18 protein-coding genes and 1 tRNA gene are annotated in these 19,053 nt (G+C 51.3%); 10 read left to right on the forward strand and 9 right to left on the reverse strand.

Annotated features, from left to right (window positions below; translation table 11 throughout):
• The first annotated feature begins 174 nt into the window (after window positions 1–174).
• Window positions 175–393, forward strand: a complete 219-nt coding sequence (locus tag ACE6F3_RS02475; RefSeq protein ID WP_010937302.1) for a NifU family protein — start codon at window positions 175–177, stop codon at window positions 391–393.
• A gap of 59 nt (window positions 394–452) precedes the next feature.
• Here the strand turns inward: ACE6F3_RS02475 and ACE6F3_RS02480 are convergent, their stop codons facing one another.
• From ACE6F3_RS02480 to ACE6F3_RS02490, 3 genes are all read right to left on the reverse strand, one after another.
• Entirely contained in the window at window positions 453–1,670 is a 1,218-nt protein-coding gene (locus tag ACE6F3_RS02480) for an aspartate kinase (RefSeq protein ID WP_058292891.1), read from the reverse strand.
• A 111-nt stretch (window positions 1,671–1,781) separates the two neighbouring features.
• Window positions 1,782–1,985, reverse strand: a complete 204-nt coding sequence (locus ACE6F3_RS02485) for a hypothetical protein (protein WP_010937304.1) — start codon at window positions 1,983–1,985, stop codon at window positions 1,782–1,784.
• A gap of 22 nt (window positions 1,986–2,007) precedes the next feature.
• Window positions 2,008–3,189, reverse strand: coding sequence for a cofactor-independent phosphoglycerate mutase (locus ACE6F3_RS02490; protein ID WP_392654874.1), 1,182 nt, complete (start codon window positions 3,187–3,189; stop codon window positions 2,008–2,010).
• Between the two features lie 72 nt (window positions 3,190–3,261).
• Between ACE6F3_RS02490 and ACE6F3_RS02495 the strand changes: the two genes are divergently transcribed.
• A tRNA-Pro gene (locus tag ACE6F3_RS02495) sits at window positions 3,262–3,339 on the forward strand.
• A 2-nt stretch (window positions 3,340–3,341) separates the two neighbouring features.
• Here the strand turns inward: ACE6F3_RS02495 and mazG are convergent.
• The gene (gene mazG / locus ACE6F3_RS02500) at window positions 3,342–4,136 is read right to left on the reverse strand and encodes a nucleoside triphosphate pyrophosphohydrolase (protein WP_324664936.1); all 795 of its coding nucleotides are present in this window, start codon (window positions 4,134–4,136) and stop codon (window positions 3,342–3,344) included.
• Between the two features lie 124 nt (window positions 4,137–4,260).
• The gene (locus ACE6F3_RS02505; protein WP_058292894.1) at window positions 4,261–4,959 is read right to left on the reverse strand and encodes a zinc metallopeptidase; all 699 of its coding nucleotides are present in this window, start codon (window positions 4,957–4,959) and stop codon (window positions 4,261–4,263) included.
• 138 nt (window positions 4,960–5,097) lie between these two features.
• Here ACE6F3_RS02505 and rpsT point away from each other — a divergent pair, with 138 nt between their 5' ends.
• The 3 genes from rpsT (at window position 5,098) to ACE6F3_RS02520 (ending at window position 6,705) form a co-directional block, all read left to right on the forward strand.
• Window positions 5,098–5,364, forward strand: a complete 267-nt coding sequence (gene rpsT, locus ACE6F3_RS02510; protein WP_010937308.1) for a 30S ribosomal protein S20 — start codon at window positions 5,098–5,100, stop codon at window positions 5,362–5,364.
• 100 nt (window positions 5,365–5,464) lie between these two features.
• Entirely contained in the window at window positions 5,465–6,109 is a 645-nt protein-coding gene (gene lexA, locus ACE6F3_RS02515) for a transcriptional repressor LexA (RefSeq protein ID WP_012882749.1), read from the forward strand.
• 14 nt (window positions 6,110–6,123) lie between these two features.
• Window positions 6,124–6,705, forward strand: coding sequence for an aldolase (locus ACE6F3_RS02520; protein WP_324664940.1), 582 nt, complete (start codon window positions 6,124–6,126; stop codon window positions 6,703–6,705).
• Here the strand turns inward: ACE6F3_RS02520 and fmt are convergent.
• A complete protein-coding gene (gene fmt, locus ACE6F3_RS02525; RefSeq protein WP_324664942.1) occupies window positions 6,702–7,649 on the reverse strand; it encodes a methionyl-tRNA formyltransferase in 948 nt (315 codons plus the stop codon). The genes ACE6F3_RS02520 and fmt overlap by 4 nt on opposite strands.
• A 283-nt stretch (window positions 7,650–7,932) precedes the next feature.
• On the opposite strand from fmt, the gene dnaA reads away from it, so the two are divergent.
• From dnaA to nadD, 3 genes are all read left to right on the forward strand, one after another.
• Window positions 7,933–9,270, forward strand: coding sequence for a chromosomal replication initiator protein DnaA (gene dnaA / locus ACE6F3_RS02530; RefSeq protein ID WP_324664944.1), 1,338 nt, complete (start codon window positions 7,933–7,935; stop codon window positions 9,268–9,270).
• 326 nt (window positions 9,271–9,596) lie between these two features.
• Window positions 9,597–10,871 carry a GTPase ObgE gene (gene obgE / locus ACE6F3_RS02535; RefSeq protein WP_324664946.1) on the forward strand — a complete coding sequence of 425 codons (1,275 nt, stop codon included), beginning with the start codon at window positions 9,597–9,599 and terminating at the stop codon, window positions 10,869–10,871.
• Complete coding sequence (gene nadD, locus ACE6F3_RS02540; protein ID WP_324664948.1) at window positions 10,859–11,473, forward strand: nicotinate-nucleotide adenylyltransferase; 615 nt, start codon at window positions 10,859–10,861, stop codon at window positions 11,471–11,473. Before obgE ends, nadD begins: the two co-directional genes overlap by 13 nt.
• Before the next feature lie 81 nt (window positions 11,474–11,554).
• Here the strand turns inward: nadD and gyrB are convergent, their stop codons facing one another.
• Window positions 11,555–13,483, reverse strand: a complete 1,929-nt coding sequence (gene gyrB, locus ACE6F3_RS02545) for a DNA topoisomerase (ATP-hydrolyzing) subunit B (protein WP_010935814.1) — start codon at window positions 13,481–13,483, stop codon at window positions 11,555–11,557.
• 203 nt (window positions 13,484–13,686) lie between these two features.
• A complete protein-coding gene (locus tag ACE6F3_RS02550; protein ID WP_324664950.1) occupies window positions 13,687–15,873 on the reverse strand; it encodes a bifunctional (p)ppGpp synthetase/guanosine-3',5'-bis(diphosphate) 3'-pyrophosphohydrolase in 2,187 nt (728 codons plus the stop codon).
• A gap of 128 nt (window positions 15,874–16,001) precedes the next feature.
• Between ACE6F3_RS02550 and hisS the strand changes: the two genes are divergently transcribed.
• Together hisS and ACE6F3_RS02560 are read left to right on the forward strand one after the other, a co-directional pair.
• Entirely contained in the window at window positions 16,002–17,258 is a 1,257-nt protein-coding gene (gene hisS, locus ACE6F3_RS02555; protein WP_096476532.1) for a histidine--tRNA ligase, read from the forward strand.
• Window positions 17,255–18,418: a saccharopine dehydrogenase NADP-binding domain-containing protein gene (locus ACE6F3_RS02560; protein WP_010935817.1), complete on the forward strand. Its 1,164-nt coding sequence runs from the start codon at window positions 17,255–17,257 to the stop codon at window positions 18,416–18,418. The genes hisS and ACE6F3_RS02560 overlap by 4 nt, the downstream gene beginning before the upstream one ends.
• Here the strand turns inward: ACE6F3_RS02560 and ACE6F3_RS02565 are convergent.
• A complete protein-coding gene (locus ACE6F3_RS02565; RefSeq protein ID WP_010935818.1) occupies window positions 18,415–19,041 on the reverse strand; it encodes a glycerol-3-phosphate acyltransferase in 627 nt (208 codons plus the stop codon). The genes ACE6F3_RS02560 and ACE6F3_RS02565 overlap by 4 nt on opposite strands.
• Between the last annotated feature and the right edge of the window lie 12 nt (window positions 19,042–19,053).

Consider the following 19,053-nt stretch of genomic DNA (forward strand, 5'->3'; position numbering starts at 1 on the left):
TTTTACTGTATGCTAAACCCGTCTACAAGTATGAGAAACCCTTTATCCGGTTATTATACTCCATATAGCTTAAAAATTCGCTTATTTCAGGGGCAAATTGACACCATTTCCGGGCTATGGTACTGTAAATTATAGGTGTTTTAATAATTTTTATACTGCTGGAAGGAGCTACTAATGCTGGAAAAAGTGGAAGCCGTTCTGGATAAAATCAGACCGGCCCTGGAAGCCGATGGCGGCAATGTTGAACTGGTAGAAGTTGTGGACGGAGTAGTAAAAGTAAAGCTGGTGGGCGCCTGCGCCGGCTGCCCCATGTCTACAATGACCCTGAAAAACGGCATTGAAAAAATCTTGAAGCGCGAAATACCCGAAGTCAAAGAAGTAGTGGCTGCTTAAGGCAGCCACTCTCTTTTTATATACAGTTTAAACCCCGGTTTATACCCTTTTACAAACCCCTAGTCTTTTTCCATCTCAAAGGCCTTGTGTATAGCCTTAACCGCATCTTTTACCTTATCTTCTTCTATAATACAGGTTATGCGTATTTCCGAGGTGGAAATAAGCAAAATATTTATTCCGGCATCTGACAAAGCTTTGAACATGCGGGCGGCATAACCGGGTGCATTTAACATGCCGGTGCCGATAATGCTGACTTTGCCTATCTTGGAATCACTCAGCACTTCCCGGGCCTGAATATCCTTGGCAATAGGGCCGATAACCTCCAGCGCCTTGCCCAAATCTGACTTGGTAACCGTAAAGGTCAGGTCTGTTATATGGTCCTGGCTGGAGTTCTGGACGATGGTGTCCACGCTGACTCCGGCTTTGGCCAGCGGGGCAAAAAGACCGGCCGCTATGCCCGGTTTGTCAGGCACCCCGAGTATGGTTATCTTGGCAACCTCAAAATCATGGGCTATTCCGCTGACCCTGTTTCGTATTTCCATATTTTCCCCTCCATGTATCAGTGTGCCGGGATTTTCATTAAAGCTGGACGCTACCAGAATGGGTATATTGTACACCTGACCTATTTCCACCGCCCGGGGGTGCATTATCTTAGCCCCGTAAGATGAAAGTTCCAGCATTTCTTCATAACTTATTTCCGCAAGCCGCCGGGCATCCGGTATCAGGCGGGGGTCAGCGGTATAAACGCCGTCCACGTCTGTATAACGCTCACATATACTGGCACCCAAACTGGCCGCCAGAGCAACCGCTGTAGTATCAGAACCACCCCGCCCCAGGGTGGTTACGTCCTGACAGTCTGAAACGCCCTGAAAACCGGCCACAATTACCACCCGCCCTTTAGCCAGTTCATCATGAATACGCTTGGGGTCAATGCCGGTAATGCGGGCTTTGGAATGAGCCGAATCCGTACGGATACCTGCCTGCTGGCCTGAAAGGCTGATAGCATCCTGCCCCATGTTTTTAAGCGCCATGGCCAAAAGGGTGCTGGAGACTATTTCACCGGTAGACAGTAAAACGTCCATTTCCCGCGGTTCGGGACAGTCATTCAGCTTGTGGGCAAGGGCAATCAGGTCATCGGTGGTATCTCCCATAGCCGAAACCACCGCCACCACATCGCTGCCCTTCTGGCGGGCGGCAATAATCCGCTTGGCTACGTGTTTAATCCTTTCGGCATCACCAACCGAAGTGCCGCCGTATTTATGAACTACAACTGCCATACTAAACCCCAAACAATCTGTTTATATTTTGCCTGTACGTTTTAAGAACTGCACAGGCTTAAAAGACGGTTTTGCCCTATATTATAAACCTTTAGCCTGAAAATAAAAGGCTCAGGCGCGGCTGCCCCACCAGAGCACAAACATGATTATCACCAAAACCACCGCCCCGATAATAATCCAGCTGAACAGGCTGCGTTCCACGCTCTTGCGGCGGGCATTTCCCGCCAGCCGCCGGCGGGTGCAGTCCACACAGGTACAGGCCGGGGGATGCCCGTTGTACATGGCGTTCCGGTATCTGTCATCTTCTCTGGGCATATTTATCTACCTCTAAATAAACCTATTTGAGAAAAGCCTGCATCAGATTGCAGCCCTTTTCAAATATTATACCTGTTTTAGCCGCTTCTTTCTCTGTAAAGCGGGAGACACCGTTAGAGGCAACCCCTTTGCCCCACATCAGGAATGGTACCGGCTCTGTCACATGGGTTTTAAGCTCAAGCGGGGTAGGGTGGTCAGGCGTAACCAGCACCCGTATATCTTCGGGATAAGCCAGAAGCTGGCCAACCATAAGCTCGTCTATAAGCTCTATTGCCTTTACTTTATCTGCCAGGCTGCCGGCATGACCGGCTTCATCCGGCGCTTCTACATGGATTACCGCCAGGTCGTTATCCCCAAGTGCCAAAAGGCCGCCCCGCATCTGGCCGGAAAAATCATTATTAAGCCCGTCTGTTATGCCGTTTAGTTCCAGTATTTTCATATTCATCATAATACCCAGCCCCCGCAGCAAATCCACACCTGAATTTAAAACTGCATCCAGCCCGTAAGCCTTTTTGAAAGAGGGCATGGGCGGGATAGGGCCGCTGCCCCAAAACAGCCAGATGGAATTAGCCGGCAGTTTACCCTGACTCTGGCGGCGGAGGTTTAGCGGGTGGTCTTTGAGTATCTGCTGGGAGGAGCTGATAAGCTGGTTTAAAATAAGGCTGCCCTCACCCTGCGGCAAATACGGGGATACCTCACGGTCGGAAATATCATGGGGAGGGGTGCAAAGCGCTTTGGCCGTATCCCCCATGCCCTTTAGTTTAAGCAGGTGGCGGTAATTTACCCCAGGGTAAAACTTTACCCGCTCACTGCCAAGCTCTTTGGCTACTGCCTCAAGCAGTTCGGCCGCCTCTTCGCTGGAAATATGCCCGGCCGAATAACTGGCCATTTTGCCGTCTATTACAGACACCAGATTACAGCGGAAAACAACCTCGTCAGGGGCAACATCTACCCCCATGCTGACCGCCTCAATAGCCGCCCGCCCTTTGTAATATATTTCGGGGTCATACCCCAGCAGGGACATGCAGGCACAGGCAGACGAAGGCTCCATTCCCGGCGGCACATTGGCACTTTGGCCCATAAAGCCGTTTTTGGCCATTTTATCCAGATTGGGGGTGCGGGCCAGTTCCAGTGCGGTTTTACCGCCCTGTTCTTTTATCCCCCAGCCGGAAGCACCGTCAGTAATAAGTACGCAATATTTCATTTTATTTAACCCCTGCCTGCTTTAGCTTCAAGTTGCCCTTATAAGCAATTGTCTCTATAATATTAAATCTGGCGGGGCGTAGCGCAGCCTGGTTAGCGCGCAGCGTTCGGGACGCTGAGGCCGGAAGTTCGAATCTTCTCGCCCCGACCATTCTAATCTGCTTTTTCCCCGTTTTCTTTCTTTTTAGCCGCCTGCCAGAGTTCGTTCTGTTCGCCAAAGCTCAGTTTAGATATATCTCTGCCCGTGTTCCGGCAAAATTCTTCCATGTGTTCAAAGCGGCTGTAAAAACGTTTGTTCGCCCCCCTGAGGGCAGACTCCAAATCTATACCCTGTCTGCGGGCATAATTAGCCAGGGTAAAGAGTATATCCCCGAATTCCTTTTCTTTTTCAGAAAGGGTAGGGGCAGAGCTGTATTCGGCTATTTCTTCTCCCAGCTTTTCCAGCACCCCTTCGTCTTCTTTCCAGTCAAAGCCCACTCTGGCCACCCGTCCCTGCACTTCCTGGCTGTAACTGAGAGCCGGCAGCTGTTTGGGTACACCGGAAAGCATGGACTTGTCATGGCCGCGTTCAGTCTTTTTAATCTCCTCCCAGTTATGCAGAACCTCAGCCGGAGATGTAAATTTAGACTGACTGAATACATGGGGATGGCGGCGGATAAGCTTGGTATTTATAGCCTCTATCACGTCACCCATGTTAAACTCTTTGGCTTCAGCGCCGATTTCGGCGTGGAAAACTATCTGGAGGAGCAAATCACCCAGCTCACCGCAAAAACGCCCTGTGTCTTCTGCGTCCAAGGCTTCCAGCACTTCATAGGTTTCTTCAAGCAGGCTGTCCCGCATGGATTTATGGGTCTGCGCCCTGTCCCAGGGACACCCCTCCGGACTGCGAAGCATATGCAGAATCTGCTGCAAACTTTCAAAACTGCGCAGGTCTTGCGGCTGTTTCATAACCTACCCCCTAAGACTACTGGTGTGATTATACGTTTATAACCCTTAGCTTGACAAGAAAAAACCCCGCTTTTGGGGCGGGGCTTTAAGACTCAAAAAAACAGATACGCGGCAGGTAAAAGCTTTAGTCGTTCCGCCCGAACCCCACCAGCATAAGCACAAAGTAAAGCAGCTGGCCTACCGCCTGAAGCAAAGCCGCCACGTAAGTAAGGGCAGCCGCACCCAGCACGGCTTTGACCCCGGCTGACTCTCTGACCGAAACCAGTGAGCCGCCGCTAAGCATAGCCATGGCCCGGCTGGAAGCGTTAAACTCCACCGGCAGGGTAATGAGCGAAAATATTACCGCCACCGCAAATAAAGCAACCCCCGCCCAGGCAACCGGAAGCCCGAATGACAAGGAGAAGCCGTAAAGGAACAATCCCACCAGTACCAGAATGAAACCGAACTGGCTGCCGAAACTGGCCACCGGAAAAAGGGAATTACGGACTTTCAGGGGGGCGTAAAACTCCCTGTCCTGAACCGCATGGCCTACTTCATGGGCAACAATACCTATAGAAGCCACCGAAGCGGTATTGGCTACTTCGGGAGACAGCCTAAGCACCTTGGCTCTGGGGTCATAGTGGTCTGAAAGCTTGCCCTTGGTAAGCTCCACCTGAACATTTCCCAGCCCGTGTTCGTCCAGCAACCGTCTGGCCGCCTGAAGACCGCTGAGACCGGCCAGATTGCCCACTTTGGAATATTTTTTAAAAGAACTGCTTACCCGCCACTGGGCATACAGCATCAGCGCCAGGGGAGGCAGCATAAACAGCAGATACAAAAACATGATATGCTCCTTAGGTTACATAAATATATTATATTTTAACAGAAATATACCCGCCGATAAAGGCGGTGTGCCTGCGGTTGCATTTGGGTTATATATTTGCTATATTCCATAGGTACATTTTATTGGAGGTAGACTCACTTGCCTAACACAAAATCTGCGGAAAAAGCTTTGCGCGTAGCAGATGCCAACCGTCAGGAGAACCGCCGGGCCAAGAGCCAGGTAAAGACCAGCCTGACCAAGGTCAAGAAACTGGTTGACGCCGGTTCGCTAACCGAAGCTGAAGCCGCTGCTGTGTCCGCTCAGAGCACTTTGGATAAGGCTGCCGAAAAGGGCATTCTTCACCCCAAAAACGCCGCCCGCCGCAAAAGCCGCCTGATGAAAAAGCTCAACCAAGCCGCTAAATAACTCCGCTTTTTATTTGCGTTTTTCACCTTCCTTTGTGTATTGACAGGGAAGGTGTTTTTGATTTATTATGTAGAACAAGTGTTCTTATGCGGGGACAGAGTTGACTTTGAAACTGACCACCAGACAGCGGGCTATGATAGATTTTATTGCCCGTTTCCGCCGCCGTTACGGATATCCCCCCAGCATACGGGATATTGTAAACGGCTGTAATATCAGCTCTACCTCTGTGGTTGATTATAATTTGAAAATCCTGCAGAAAATGGGGCTTATCCGCCGTCAGGCTGAGATATCCCGCGGGATTGAGCTGGTGGGCACGGAAGAAACCGAAGAAGGGCGTATAAGCATACCGGTTATCGGCCAGATTGCCGCCGGCATCCCCATACCCGTTCCCGAATCAGACAGCTTTGCGGTAGTCACTTCTGACGAAAATATAGAGGTGACCGAAGACCTGACCCGCGGCCGGGAGAATATCTACGCTTTGCGGGTTAAGGGCGTCTCCATGATAGAAGATTTGATAAATGACGGAGACCTGGTAATTATGCAGCACACCCAAACGGTAGACAACGGCGAAACGGCTGCTGTCTGGCTGAAAGACCAGAAAGAAGTCACCCTGAAAAAGGTTTATATGGAACCGGGCAGGGTGCGCCTGCAGCCGGCCAACCGCACTATGCCGCCCATATATACCCAGCCGGATAATGTTGAAATACAGGGGCGGGTTATAGCTGTAATCCGCCAGATGGATTAGGGGACAAGCCAACTTTGAATAAACAGATACCCCCTGAAACCCTGAGCTGGTTTATACAGGCCGGAAAACTGCTGTTCAGCAGGGGGCTGGTTTCTTCGCACTCCGGCAACCTTAGCCAGAGACAGCAGGACAAGCTTTACATAACCAGAACAGGCAGTTCACTGCCCCTGCTGGCTGAAACAGACCTGATACTGACAGGTATAGATTATGATGATCAGTTTACCCCGCTTGCCTCAAGCGAACTGCCGGTACACCGGGCTATTTACCGCCGCACTTCCGCCAAAGCTATAGTCCATGCCCACCCGCCGTATGCGGCCGCCCTTTCCCTGCTTGAGGCGGAAATAATACCGGACTGCGGAGAGGGGCTTTACTGTATGGGGGCTATACCGGTTATCGGTTTCGGAGAGAGGGTTCACCCCGGCGGTATGGCTGAAGAAGCGGCCCGGGCACTTGAAAACCGCAATGTTATAGTAGTAGCCGGGCATGGCAGCTTTGCCACAGGGGAGACTATTGAAGAAGCCCTGAAATACACCTTTGCTTTGGAAGAAATGTGCCAGGTGACCTATTTAGCCCGCCAGCTGAAGCGGGCTTGCTAAACCCCCAGATTAACCCCGTCAAAGTGGCGCTGACCGCGCAGGAAATCTGCCGCAGAGCAGGCGGCCTTGCCCTCCAGCTGAAGCCGGATTATCTCAAGCTCTCCCGAAGCTGAGCCAACCATTATTCTGTCACCTTCATAAACCCTGACCTGAGACGGCTGTAAGCCCAAACCCAGCTTTTGGGGTCTTGCTTCCAGTATTTTCAGGGTCTTTTGGTTATACGAAGTAAAAACACCCGGCCAGGGGAAAAACGCCCTCACCCGCCGTTCAATTTCCGCTGCCGGAGTCTGCCAGTCTAACTGCCCCATGTCCTTGGTGACCATACCGAAATAAGTGGCCTCCGCGTTATCCTGAAGCTCCGGCTGGGGCAAAGAGGGAATCCGGCTTAATAACTCTAAAAGCAAGCAACTGCCGATAAAGGCCAGTTTATCAGCCAAAAGAGGTGTGGTATCTTCCGGGCGGACAGGTATCGCAGCCCGGGAATAGACCGGCCCGGTATCCAGCCCGGCTTCCAGTTTCATCAGGGAAACGCCAGCCCATTCGTCACCCCCCAGCAGAGTTGCGGCCACCGGGGTTGCCCCGCGGTAACGGGGGAGCAGGGAGGGGTGGATATTTAAGACCCCGTATGCCGGTATATCCAGCACCGCCTGGGGCAAGATAAGGCCGTAAGCCGCCACTACTATTACATCCGGCTTAAGCCCGCTCAAGACTGCCTGCTCTTCGGGTTTCTTGAGGCTTTGGGGCTGGTAAACCGCCAGCCCGCGTTCCAGTACCAGCGCCTTTACCGGGGGAGGACAAAGCTCACGCCCCCGCCCTGCCGGACGGTCAGGCTGGGTGTAAACCCCGCAGATATCGTATCCTTCGGCAAGGAGCATCTTAAGAGGAGTAAGGGCAAATTCGGGGCTGCCCATAAAAACAATCCTGAGTTCATTCATCACCGCCATTGTAACACCGCCTAATTACCATAACAACTTTATTTTAATTTATGCATCTATGAGGGCCGAAAGAGGCTAAAAACAGACATACCAGTGAGATTTGGAGAGTAAGGGGGTGTCAAGTGACCTTCTATCCCTGCCACAGGCACCTTGCTTGTTGTCAACCGCCATTGTTACTATTTATCTAGTCTTTAACAGATTGGTACTTATTCTTTAAGGGGTGGATCATTTTCATGGCAGAGTGCTTGCCCCCTTGATTTCAGATACGGTTTAATTACTGGGAGGGATATTTTTGTCTGTTCGGCCTGCACAAGAACTTTGGGAAACAGCCCTGGGGGAGATTGAACTTCAGGTAAACAAGCCCAATTTCCGCACCTGGTTTGCCAAAACTGTCGGACTTAAGTACGACGGCAGTGAGTTTATTATAGGTGTTCCCAACACTTTCGTGGCCGAATATCTGGAGGTCAATCAGCGTTCGCTGATTGAAAAAACCCTGATAAATATTACCCACAGCCCGGTTGAGCTGGGTTTCCAGCTTGTCCAGTCCGCTCAGGTACAGGCTAGCGCTCCCCAAACAGCCAGAGAAAAAACCGTTTCACCCTTTAACCCCCGTTATACTTTTGAATCCTTTATAGTAGGCTCTTGCAACCGCCTGGCTCATGCCGCTTCGCTGGCAGCCGCCCAGAATCCCGGCAAGAGCTACAACCCGCTTTATATATATGCAGCAGCCGGTTTAGGCAAGACCCATCTTTTACAGGCTATCGGCCATCTGGCAAACTTAAACCGCCGCAAGGCCCTGTATGTCAGCGGGGAACAGTTTACCACTGACTTTATATCATCTATCCGAAACGGCCAGACCGAAGAGTTCCGTGCCCGTTACCGGGATGTAGATTTATTGCTGCTGGATGATGTCCAGTTTATCGGCGGCAAGGAGCAGACCGAAGAATGCCTGTTCCATACCTTTAATGACCTGCATAACTCCAACCGCCAGATAGTCATTTCGGCAGATTCACCCCCCAAGTCACTGCCCCAGCTGGCCGAAAGACTGCGTTCCCGTTTTGAGTGGGGGCTGACGATTGAGATTGAACCGCCGGATGAAAAAACCCGCCTGGAGCTTTTGCAGCTTAAAGCTGAGCAGTCCGGTACCGAACTTAATATGGACACCCTGGAGTACCTGGCCCAGGAAGTAAAGCATAATATCCGCGAACTGGAAGGCAGCCTTAACCGGGTGTTGGCCTATGCCCGCCTGCTTAGGGCTACCATTACCCCGGACCTGGCCGCCAGAGCCCTGTCGGATATCGGCTCACGCCCGGTCAGGGAAAACAGCCCTCTCCGCCCCGGTAATATAATTTCGGCGGTATCCCAGGTATTTCAAATACCCGCTACCGAACTTTTGGGTGCCGCCCGTGACAAAGATACCGCTCTGGCCCGTCAGTTTGCCATGTTTATGCTAAAGCAGCAAAACTCCGCCTCACTGGTAGAAATAGGCCAGTCCCTGGGGGGAAGAAGTGCTTCCACCGTCAGCCACGCCTGTGACAAAATCCAGCTGGAGATGGAAAACAGCGCCTTTCTGCGCCTGAAAATGAACGAAGTTCAAAACCAGCTTTCCCAGCAGCGCCTTTCCCGCTGATTTAGCCCTTTTCGCCGCACCGCTTTTCCTTATCCTTATATTTTTCTTTATTTTCATTCTGCCAGCAGGGTGCTTTTGCCGGTTTTTTCTATTCTTTTTAGACAGGCTTTCTATAACTTTATTATATTTTTCGATAACCGGGCTGAATTTTCGATAACTTTGCAGATACTTTGCTTTAAAAATAAGGCCGGAGGACAGGAATAGCGATTTTACTCGTAAAGCCTTATTATTAGTATTTCTGATATACTTAAAAAATAAACCAGTTAAAGTTTACAGGTTTTCGATAACTCAAGAATTAGATAACTTTTTAGATAAGGTGTTTTTATATGTTTGACAGAGTGGAAATACGGGTTAAGTCCGGAGACGGCGGCAGCGGCAAGGTCAGTTTCCGCCGCGAAAAATTTGTGCCTTACGGCGGGCCGGACGGGGGTGACGGCGGGGACGGGGGTAATGTATATCTGGAAGCTGATTCCGGGCTTTACAGCCTTTTAAATTTTAAACATAAACGGGTGCATAAGGCGGCCAACGGCGAGAACGGTATGGGCAGCCGCTGCACCGGCCACAACGGGGCTGACCTGGTGATAAAAGTGCCGGTGGGTACGGTTGCTACTATTGTGGAAGAAAACGGCCAGAAACGGGTTCTGGCTGATTTGGCCGCTGACGGAGATCGTACCCTGGTAGCCCGCGGCGGGCAGGGCGGACTGGGCAATACCCACTTTGTTTCGTCCACCAACCAAGCCCCCATGCTGGCTCAGAAAGGCCAGCCGGGCGGCGAATATGAGCTGATACTGGAACTGAAACTTATTGCCGATGTGGCTATTATCGGTTATCCGAATGTGGGTAAGTCTTCGCTGCTTTCACTGCTTACCGCGGCCAAACCCAGGGTGGCTAACTACCCGTTTACTACTCTTTCACCGGTAATGGGGGTGGTGGAAAGACCGGAGGGTACATTTGTTATGGCGGAAGTACCCGGTCTTATTGAAGACGCCCATCTGGGCAGGGGGCTGGGGCATGACTTTTTACGCCATATTTCCCGTACCCGCATGGTTATCCATTTGCTGGACGGGACTTCGGATAACCCCATAGATGATATGATAAAGGTCAACAGCGAGCTGTACCTTTATGACGCCTCTTTGTCGGAACGCCCCCAGGTGGTGGCGGTAAACAAAATAGATGACGAACTGGTGCAGTTAAGGCGGGAAGAGCTGACCGAGACTTTTAAAGAAGCCGGGCTGGAGGTGTTTTTTATTTCGGCCCTGACGGGCGAAGGGGTGGAGGTGCTTTTGGATAAAGTAGCTGAAAAGCTGGCTATTCTTAAAGCGGCAGATGCACCTGAAGCAGAAAATGACCAGGAAATCAAGGTATTCCGGCCTGCCCCCAAGGGCAAAATGGGTTTCCATATAACCCGCCTGGAAGACGGCTGGCAGGTGGAAGCCCCTGAAATTGAGCGGATTATTGAGCACTCTGATATTGAAGATTTGGAGGTCAGGCGGCAGATAATGGTGCTTCTTAAACACCGGAATGTCCAGCAGGCGTTGATAAAGGCCGGGGCAGTTATCGGCCAGAAGATTATAACCGGCAGGCTGGAATGGTATCTTTAAAAACAGGCATACTGGGGGGAACTTTTGACCCTATTCATACCGGCCACCTGATACTGGCGGAAGAGGTAAAAAAGAGGCTGGGGCTGGACGAGATTATTTTTATACCCACCGGCCAGCCATATTACAAAGCGGACAAGGCTATCAGCCCGGCTGCAGACCGCCTGAATATGGTTAAACTGGCTATATCCGGCAAGCCCTATTTCAGGGTTATGGATATTGAAATAAAAAGAAGCGGCCCTACCTATACGGCAGATACCTTAAACGACCTGAAGCTTATTCTGCCCGAAAAGACCGAACTTTACTTTATATTGGGCTGGGATAATCTGGAGGCTTTGCCGCGCTGGCATAAGGCTCCGGAAATAATACGGCTCTGCCAGCTGGTGGCGGTGCCCCGGATAGGGCAGGCAAAGCCTGATGTGGACGAACTGGATGATAAACTGCCCGGTTTGCAGCAGAGCCTTATTATGCTGTCCAAGCCGGAGGTAGATGTCTCTTCGTCTCTGGTAAGGGAAAGGCTGGAAAACGGACAGGGCGTGGAACATCTGGTGCCTGAGGCAGTGGCTGCTTATATCAAAGAGCACAGTCTGTACCACAGGCAATAAAGCCGCTATTTTAACGTCAGACAAAAAATAAGGGGCGTCTTAAGACGCCCCTTAGCTGTTTTCAAAGGCTTTATTTCAGCCTTAGATATCCAGATTCTTAACTGTTTTGGAATGGGACTGGATAAAGGCCTTGCGGGGAGCCACTTCACCGCCCATCAGCAGGTTAAAAATCTGGTCTGCCTTGGCGGCATCTTCCACTTTTACTTCAAGCAAAGTGCGGCTGGCCGGGTCCATGGTTGTCTTCCAGAGTTGCTCGGCACTCATTTCACCCAGACCTTTATAGCGCTGGATATCCACTTTGTTGCTCTTGGTTTGGGAAAGCAGGGTCTCTTTTTCGGCATCGTTGTATACCCAGTGTTCGTTGCTGCCTATTTTTATCTTGTAAAGAGGCGGCTGGGCAATAAACAAGTGGCTTTCGGTAATAAGCCGGGGCATATGGCGGAAGAAAAAGGTCAAAAGGAGTGTCCGTATATGTGAGCCGTCCACGTCAGCATCTGTCATGAGTACCAAACGGTTATAGCGCAGTTTGGCGGGGTCAAAGTCATTATCTATGCCGGCTGCCAGAGCGGTAATGATAGCCCTGATTTCCTCGTGGGCCAGCATCTTGTCCGGTGAAGCCTTTTCTACGTTTAAAATTTTACCCCGCAGCGGGAGTATGGCCTGAAAGCGGCGGTTACGCCCCTGTTTGGCTGAACCACCTGCCGAATCACCCTCTACCAGAAAGAGTTCGCACAGCGAAGCATCCCTTTCCGAACAGTCTGCCAGTTTGCCCGGCAGGGTGCCTGTATCCAGAGCACTCTTGCGGATAATCAGGTCACGGGCTTTGCGGGCGGCTTCACGGGCCTTGGCGGCGGTGATACACTTTTCCAAAATACGTTTTGTATCATCCGGGTGTTCTTCCAGATACAGGGAAAGCTGTTCGGTAACGGCACTTTCCACGAAGCTCTTTATTTCAATATTGCCCAGCTTGCCTTTGGTCTGTCCCTCAAACTGGGGTTCGGGCAGTTTGACGCTGACAATGGCTACTATGCCTTCGCGTACGTCATCACCCATCAGGTTGGGGTCTGTGTCTTTAAGGAATTTTGACTTGTGGGCATAGTCATTGAAAGCCCGGGTCAGGGCGGAACGGAAACCGGTAAGGTGAGTGCCGCCGTCAATGGTATTTACACAGTTGGCAAAGGTCAGGGTGGAATCAGAGTAGCCGTCATTGTACTGGATAGCTACTTCCAGTATAGTGCTGTCTGATTTTTTGGTTATATAAATGGGCTGGCGGTGGCGTACCTCGCGGTTGCGGTTTAAATGGCGGACAAAGCCGGTAATGCCGCCCTCAAAATAATACGTCCGCTCCTGGTCAGATTGTTCGTCATAAATATAAACCTCAAGCCCTTTGTTGAGGTAGGCTATTTCCCGCAGGCGGTCAGTCAGGGTTTCAAAATCATATTCCGTAGTGGAAAATATCTGCGAGTCCGCCTTGAATATAGTGGTGGTGCCGGAACCGTCTGATACCCCCACTTCTTCCAGCGGGGTGCTGGGCTTGCCGCGCTGGTAGCTTTGCTGGTAGATTTTGCCGTTACGCCTGACCTTGACCGTAGTCCATTCGGCCAGAGCGTTTACTACTGAAGCGCCCACCCCGTGCAGACCGCCGGATACCTGATAGGTCTTGCCGCCGAATTTGGCACCGGCATGCAGGACGGTCATAACTGTTTCCAGGGCGGAAATCTTGGTCACAGGGTGAATATCTATCGGGATACCGCGGCCGTTATCTTCAACGCTGACGCTGCCGTCTTTATAAATAATGACCTTTATGCGGTCACATACCCCGGCCATGGCTTCATCTACGCTGTTATAAACAATTTCATAAACCAGGTGGTGCAAACCGCGCTGGTCAGTAGAGCCGATATACATGCCCGGTCTTTTGCGGACAGCGGCCAGACCTTCCAGTACCTGGATATCACTGGCGTTATAGTTTTCGGCATTTGCACCCGGTTTGGCTTTATTTTCATCTAACATAATTTCATTTCATCCTGCGGCTTAAAATATACAAATGAGCGGAGTTTAATACCAAGGCTCTTTAAAAAGAGACAAAAAAAGAGAGGTTTCAGAGGAGGGTTTTGACATACTCTAAAAGCTTTCATTAGATATCCAATTATAGCACACAGGCTTAAACGGGTAAAGAAATCAGCTACACCCCAGCTTTGGAAGGCAGGGCAAAATCAGCCGGACCTTGAGCCGTCCGCACCTACCCGGCTGATACTTATGATGCCGCGTATACCCTCCAGTTTGGCCATCAGCCTGGTCAGCTGGGAAAGGCTTTTTATCTGGGCGGTCATGGCAAGGGTGGTAGTTTTATCGTCGTTTTCAGTTACGGTCATGGAGAGGATACTTATTTTTTCTTCGGCTACCATGGTGGAAATATCCCGTACCAGACCCACCCTGTCCCAGGCCTGAATGCGGATAGAGGCCGGGTAAAGTTCTTCTTTGGGTATACCCCAGTCTACGCTCACCAGTCTCTCCTTCTCTTCCTCGTGGAGAATATTGTGGCAGTCCTGACGGTGTACTGTAACACCCCGGTTACGGGTGACATAACCTATTATATCGTCACCGGGTACCGGGTTGCAGCATTTGGCAATATTGGTTAAAAGAGAACCGGTGCCCATCACCGAAACACTGCTCTGGGAGGAGGGCTTGGCGGTCTGAACCGCCGGGGTGATAACCCTGGGCTGTTCCTGCTGGCTGAGGAGTTTCATGGATACCTGGTGGACTGAAACCGCCCCGTAGCCTATGGCTGCCAGAAATTCATCTGCGTTTTCGTATTTAAAGGCTTTGGCCAAAGCCTCACGGTCAACTGTTTTTATGCCGATATGCTTAAGCTCTTTTTCCAGCAGCTCCCGGCCGCGTTCCAGGTTTTCTGTCCGTTCCTGTTTCTTGAACCAGGCCAGTATCTTTTCGCGGGCGTGATGGGTTTTTATATAACCCATATTGGCATTCAGCCAGTCACGGCTGGGGCCGCGGTCCTTTTTGGTGGTGACTATTTCCACTACCTCACCGTTTTTCAGCTGGTAATCCAGGGGTACCAGCCGCCCGTTTGCTTTGGCACCTATACAGCGGTTGCCCAGTTCGGTATGGATACGGTAAGCAAAATCTATGGGGGTAGCCCCTTTGGCCAAATCTTTTATTTCGCCTTTGGGGGTAAAGACAAAGACCTGGTCGTTGAAAATATCGGTCTTGACGGATTCCAGAAATTCTTCGGCGCCGCGCATATCACGGTGCCACTCAATAAGCTGTCTCAGCCAGCCGATACGGTCTTCAAAGTTTACGTCTTCTTTACCGGCGGTTTTGTAACGCCAGTGGGCGGCCACACCGTATTCGGCAATATGGTGCATCTGGTAAGTGCGTACCTGAACCTCAAGCGGGGTAGTGCCTAAACTCATAACGGCGGTATGCAGGGACTGATATCCGTTCGGTTTGGGGTTGGCTATATAATCATCAAACGCACCCGGTATGGGGTGCCACAAACTGTGGACAATGCCTATGGCATGGTAACAGTCCGGTATGTCATTTACCAGCACCCTCAGGGCGAGTACGTCATAAATATCTTCAAACTGTTTGCCCTGGGAGGCATATTTTTCCATTTTCTGATAAATGCTGTAAAGGTGTTTGGGGCGGCCGGAGAGTTCCACCTTCAGCCCGTTTTTTTCAAATTCGCTCTGGAGAATGGCACTGACGTGTTCAATATAATTTTTGCGCTGGGCAAGTTTTGAATCTACCAGGTTGGCTACCTGGCGGTAATGGCGGGGGTCAAGGTAACGGAAGGCCAGGTCTTCAAGCTGCCATTTCAGCTCCCATATGCCCAGGCGGTGAGCAAGGGGGGCGTAGATTTCCATAGTTTCCTTGGCTATGCTGCGGCGTTTTTCAGCCGAAAGTGCCTGAAGGGTGCGCATATTGTGAAAGCGGTCTGCCAGTTTTATAAAGACCACCCGCAAATCTTCGGACATGGCCACCAGCATTTTACGCAGGTTTTCAGCCTGACGCAGGCTGGCATTGCCGCCGGGGCGGCGGGCGTCTTCTATGCCGGGGCCAAGTGCCAGCTTGCTCAGCTTGGTGACCCCGTCTACCAGCTTGGCTACGTCTGCCCCGAATTTTTTTTCTATCTGCTCCAGGCTGATATGGGCATCTTCGGGGACGTCATGGAGCAGAGCGGCCGCCAGGGTGGCCGAGTCCAGCTGGAGGTCAGCCAGAGTTATGGCCACGTTTAAGGGGTGTTCAATAAAGGGTTCGCCGGATTTCCGCATCTGGCCGGTGTGGGCTGCGGCGGCATAGTTATAGGCTTCCTCCAGAAAAACCAGTTTTTCCGGGGGAAGATACTTGGAGGCCTTTTCTTTAAGATCGGCGAATTCCATCTTGAAATACCGCCCTTGGTTTAATAACTAAAAGTATAGCGCACTGGCAGCGGTGTGTACAAAATCTGGCGTCATGCCTAACTAAAGGCTATAATAGAGACCACTTACAGTTGAAGGAGACAGATAGCTTGTACCAGTCACCCAGAGGTACAGAAGATATACTGCCTGAAGACCAGCCTTACTGGCATTTTGTCAGGCAGCAGGCCGCCCGGATAGCCGCCCTGTACGGTTACCAGCGGACAGATACACCCGTTTTTGAAGATGCCGGGCTGTTTGTGCGGAGTGTTGGCGAGGGTACAGATATTGTCTCCAAGGAAATGTATACCTTTGAAGACCGGGGCGGAGACAAACTGACTTTGCGGCCTGAAGGGACTGCCCCCATTTGCCGGGCTTACCTTGAGCATGGCATGCAGACCCGCACCAAGCCGGTCAAGCTTTATTATCTTAGCTCTATTTTCCGTTATGACCGCCCCCAGGCCGGGCGTTACCGCCAGCACCACCAGTTTGGTTTTGAGGCTATTGGCGAGGCTGATGCTTCGCTGGATGCCGAAGTTATAGAAATGGCCTGGCGTTTTTACAATCTGCTGGGTATCAATGACCTTTCGCTGGAGTTAAACAGCATAGGCTGCCGTGAGTGCCGCCCTGCCTATATTTCGGCCCTTAAAGCTTATTACGGGCAGCATGAGGGCAAACTTTGTTCAGACTGTAAAACCCGTCTGGATAAAAACACCCTGCGTTTGCTGGACTGCAAGCGGGAGGAATGCCAGTGCGTGGCTGAAAATGCTCCCCGCAGCGCAGATTACCTTTGCCCGGACTGCCTTGCCCACTATAACCGCCTGAAGGAGTGCCTGACGGTAGTGGATTTGCCCTTCCATGAAAATTTCCGTCTGGTAAGGGGTCTTGATTACTACAGCCGCACTGTTTTTGAAATCCAGCCCAGGATAGAGGGCGCCCAGAGTACCATTGGCGGCGGCGGGCGTTATGACGGGCTGATAGAACAGCTTGGCGGAGAGCCTACCCCGGCCATAGGTTTTGCTACCGGTATTGAGCGGATTATTTTAAACCTGAAGCGGCAGGGTATTACCCCGCCGTCATTGCCTTCCCCTTCGGTTTTTCTGGCCTATATGGGAGAGGCCGCCTCTTTAGCTTCAATTGCTTTGGCATCAGACCTGCGTAAAGCGGGTATAGGTATATACCAGACATATGCCCAAAAGAGTATCAAGGCTCAGCTCAGGCAGGCCAACAGCCTGGGTGCAGACTGGGCAGTGATACTGGGTGAAGAAGAACTGAAACAGGGCTGTGCTGTCCTCCGGAATATGAAAGAGGCCGGTCAGGCAACCATACCCCTTGACCAGCTGATTTGTGAGATAAAAAAACAGATATGACAAAGAATATACTAATTATCGGCGGTTACGGCAATGCCGGCAGCTGTATAGCTATGTTGCTGCTTCAGGAGACAGATGCCCGCATATTTCTGGGCGGCAGGAATCTGGAGAAAGCCAGGTATGTAGCCGAAGGGCTGAACCAGCTGGAAAACATTCAGCGGGTAGAGGGGGTAAAACTAAATGTGGAAGACCCCCAGAGCCTGAAAGAGGCTTTCTGCGGTATGGACATAGTGGTGGTGGCCTCCAATACGCCCGAATATGCCCGCCAGATTGCTTTTGCCGCTTTGGAAGCTAAAGTGGATTATATTGATATCCAGTATTCAGACCGCAAGCTTCACCAGCTGAAGCTGCTTTCCCAGAAGATAAATAATGCTAATCTGTGCTTTATTACCGAGGCCGGCTCGCTGCCGGGACTGCCTTCGGCCCTGGTGCATTTTTGCCATCAAGGGTTTACCACTCTGGAAAGGGTTTCGGTGGGGGCTATTATCTGCCAGAACTGGAAATCAGCCATATCCGAAGAGCGCACCAACGAAGTAATGCGCCAGCTTTCGGATTACCAGCCCTATATTTACCGGGATTATCACTGGAAGCGTTTGGGCTGGTTTCGCCCCGGCACTTCACGCACCTTTAATTTCGGGCCTTTCGGCCGTTTTTCCTGCGGCCCTATGACCCTTGAAGAAATGCGCCCGCTGCCCGGCATGTACCCCACCCTCAAAGAGCTGGGTTTTTATCTGGGCGGGTTTAACTGGTTTACCAACTGGATAAGCATACCCCTTTTGAACCTTGGGCTTCGCTTTTTGGGCAAAGAGGCTAAACGCTCTTTGGGCAGACTGCTGGTCTGGGGTCTGCGCAATTTTGACAGCCAGCCTTACGGTATGGCTATTAAAGTTTCCGCCAGAGGTGAGAGGGGCGGGATAAGGGAGCGGCAGGAGATGCTGCTTTCCCATAAAGATTCATATATGTTTACGGCTATACCCCTGGTAGCCTGCTTGAAACAGTATATAGACGGTTCAGCCCGGCGTTCCGGCCTGCATTATATGGGGCATCTGGTAGATTCCAGGCGGCTGGTGGCGGATATGGAAAAAATGGGTATGACTATCCGTTTTCAAACTCATCTGATAGACAAGCCCCCGGCAGAACGCCCCCGGATAGAAAACTAACTGTTCTTATCCGGCCGTTTCCAGTGGTCAACTATCAGATTGCGGCGGTTAGCCGGGTCACGCAGGTTTTTCCTGTTATCCAGTACGAACTTTATGCCTATCATCAAAAAGAGCAGGACGGATATCAGGGTGGCAAATTCGGAATGGCTGCCATACCAGACTAAAAAAGGCAGGCTGAACAGGGCAATTCCGGTGGCTAAAGCTATGTTTCGGGTAATGGCTAAAGGTATAAAAACTAAAAGTGCCAGTATGAGCAGATGCTGGGGAAGACCGTAAACAGGCAGCAAAAAGAGCATTGCCCCGAAGGCCGGCCCCAAACCTTTGCCGCCCTTGAAATCTAGCCAGATAGGCCAGTTATGGCCGATTACCGCTGCAAAGCCGGTCAGGATAACCCACTGGGCATTTTGGATAAGCAGGTAATAGGCAACCGAAACTGCCAGAGCGCCTTTGGCCAGGTCCATCAGCACTACTGCCGCACCTGCCCCCACGCCTACTTCGCGGAAGGTATTTAGCCCACCCATATTTCCCCCGCCCATCTGGCGTATATCCCGCCCGGTTAGGCGGCGGGTGACCAGATAAGCAGAGGGGATAGAACCCAGAAAATATCCTATCAGGAGTGACATAAGGGTATACAC

This window comes from Dehalococcoides sp. THU4 (assembly GCF_043231265.1).
Classification (GTDB): Bacteria; Chloroflexota; Dehalococcoidia; order Dehalococcoidales; family Dehalococcoidaceae; genus Dehalococcoides; species Dehalococcoides mccartyi.

What these genes read in the sequence shown, in the direction of transcription:
- gyrB (WP_010935814.1), bottom strand. Translation starts at nt 13,483, where the DNA reads ATGTTAGATGAAAATAAAGCCAAACCGGGTGCAAATGCCGAAAACTAT.
- obgE (WP_324664946.1), top strand. Translation starts at nt 9,597, where the DNA reads ATGTTTGACAGAGTGGAAATACGGGTTAAGTCCGGAGACGGCGGCAGC.
- ACE6F3_RS02490 (WP_392654874.1), bottom strand. Translation starts at nt 3,189, where the DNA reads ATGAAATATTGCGTACTTATTACTGACGGTGCTTCCGGCTGGGGGATA.
- fmt (WP_324664942.1), bottom strand. Translation starts at nt 7,649, where the DNA reads ATGGCGGTGATGAATGAACTCAGGATTGTTTTTATGGGCAGCCCCGAA.
- ACE6F3_RS02565 (WP_010935818.1), bottom strand. Translation starts at nt 19,041, where the DNA reads ATGTCACTCCTGATAGGATATTTTCTGGGTTCTATCCCCTCTGCTTAT.
- ACE6F3_RS02480 (WP_058292891.1), bottom strand. Translation starts at nt 1,670, where the DNA reads ATGGCAGTTGTAGTTCATAAATACGGCGGCACTTCGGTTGGTGATGCC.
- ACE6F3_RS02485 (WP_010937304.1), bottom strand. Translation starts at nt 1,985, where the DNA reads ATGCCCAGAGAAGATGACAGATACCGGAACGCCATGTACAACGGGCAT.
- nadD (WP_324664948.1), top strand. Translation starts at nt 10,859, where the DNA reads ATGGTATCTTTAAAAACAGGCATACTGGGGGGAACTTTTGACCCTATT.
- ACE6F3_RS02550 (WP_324664950.1), bottom strand. Translation starts at nt 15,873, where the DNA reads ATGGAATTCGCCGATCTTAAAGAAAAGGCCTCCAAGTATCTTCCCCCG.
- ACE6F3_RS02505 (WP_058292894.1), bottom strand. Translation starts at nt 4,959, where the DNA reads ATGTTTTTGTATCTGCTGTTTATGCTGCCTCCCCTGGCGCTGATGCTG.
- ACE6F3_RS02560 (WP_010935817.1), top strand. Translation starts at nt 17,255, where the DNA reads ATGACAAAGAATATACTAATTATCGGCGGTTACGGCAATGCCGGCAGC.
- mazG (WP_324664936.1), bottom strand. Translation starts at nt 4,136, where the DNA reads ATGAAACAGCCGCAAGACCTGCGCAGTTTTGAAAGTTTGCAGCAGATT.
- ACE6F3_RS02475 (WP_010937302.1), top strand. Translation starts at nt 175, where the DNA reads ATGCTGGAAAAAGTGGAAGCCGTTCTGGATAAAATCAGACCGGCCCTG.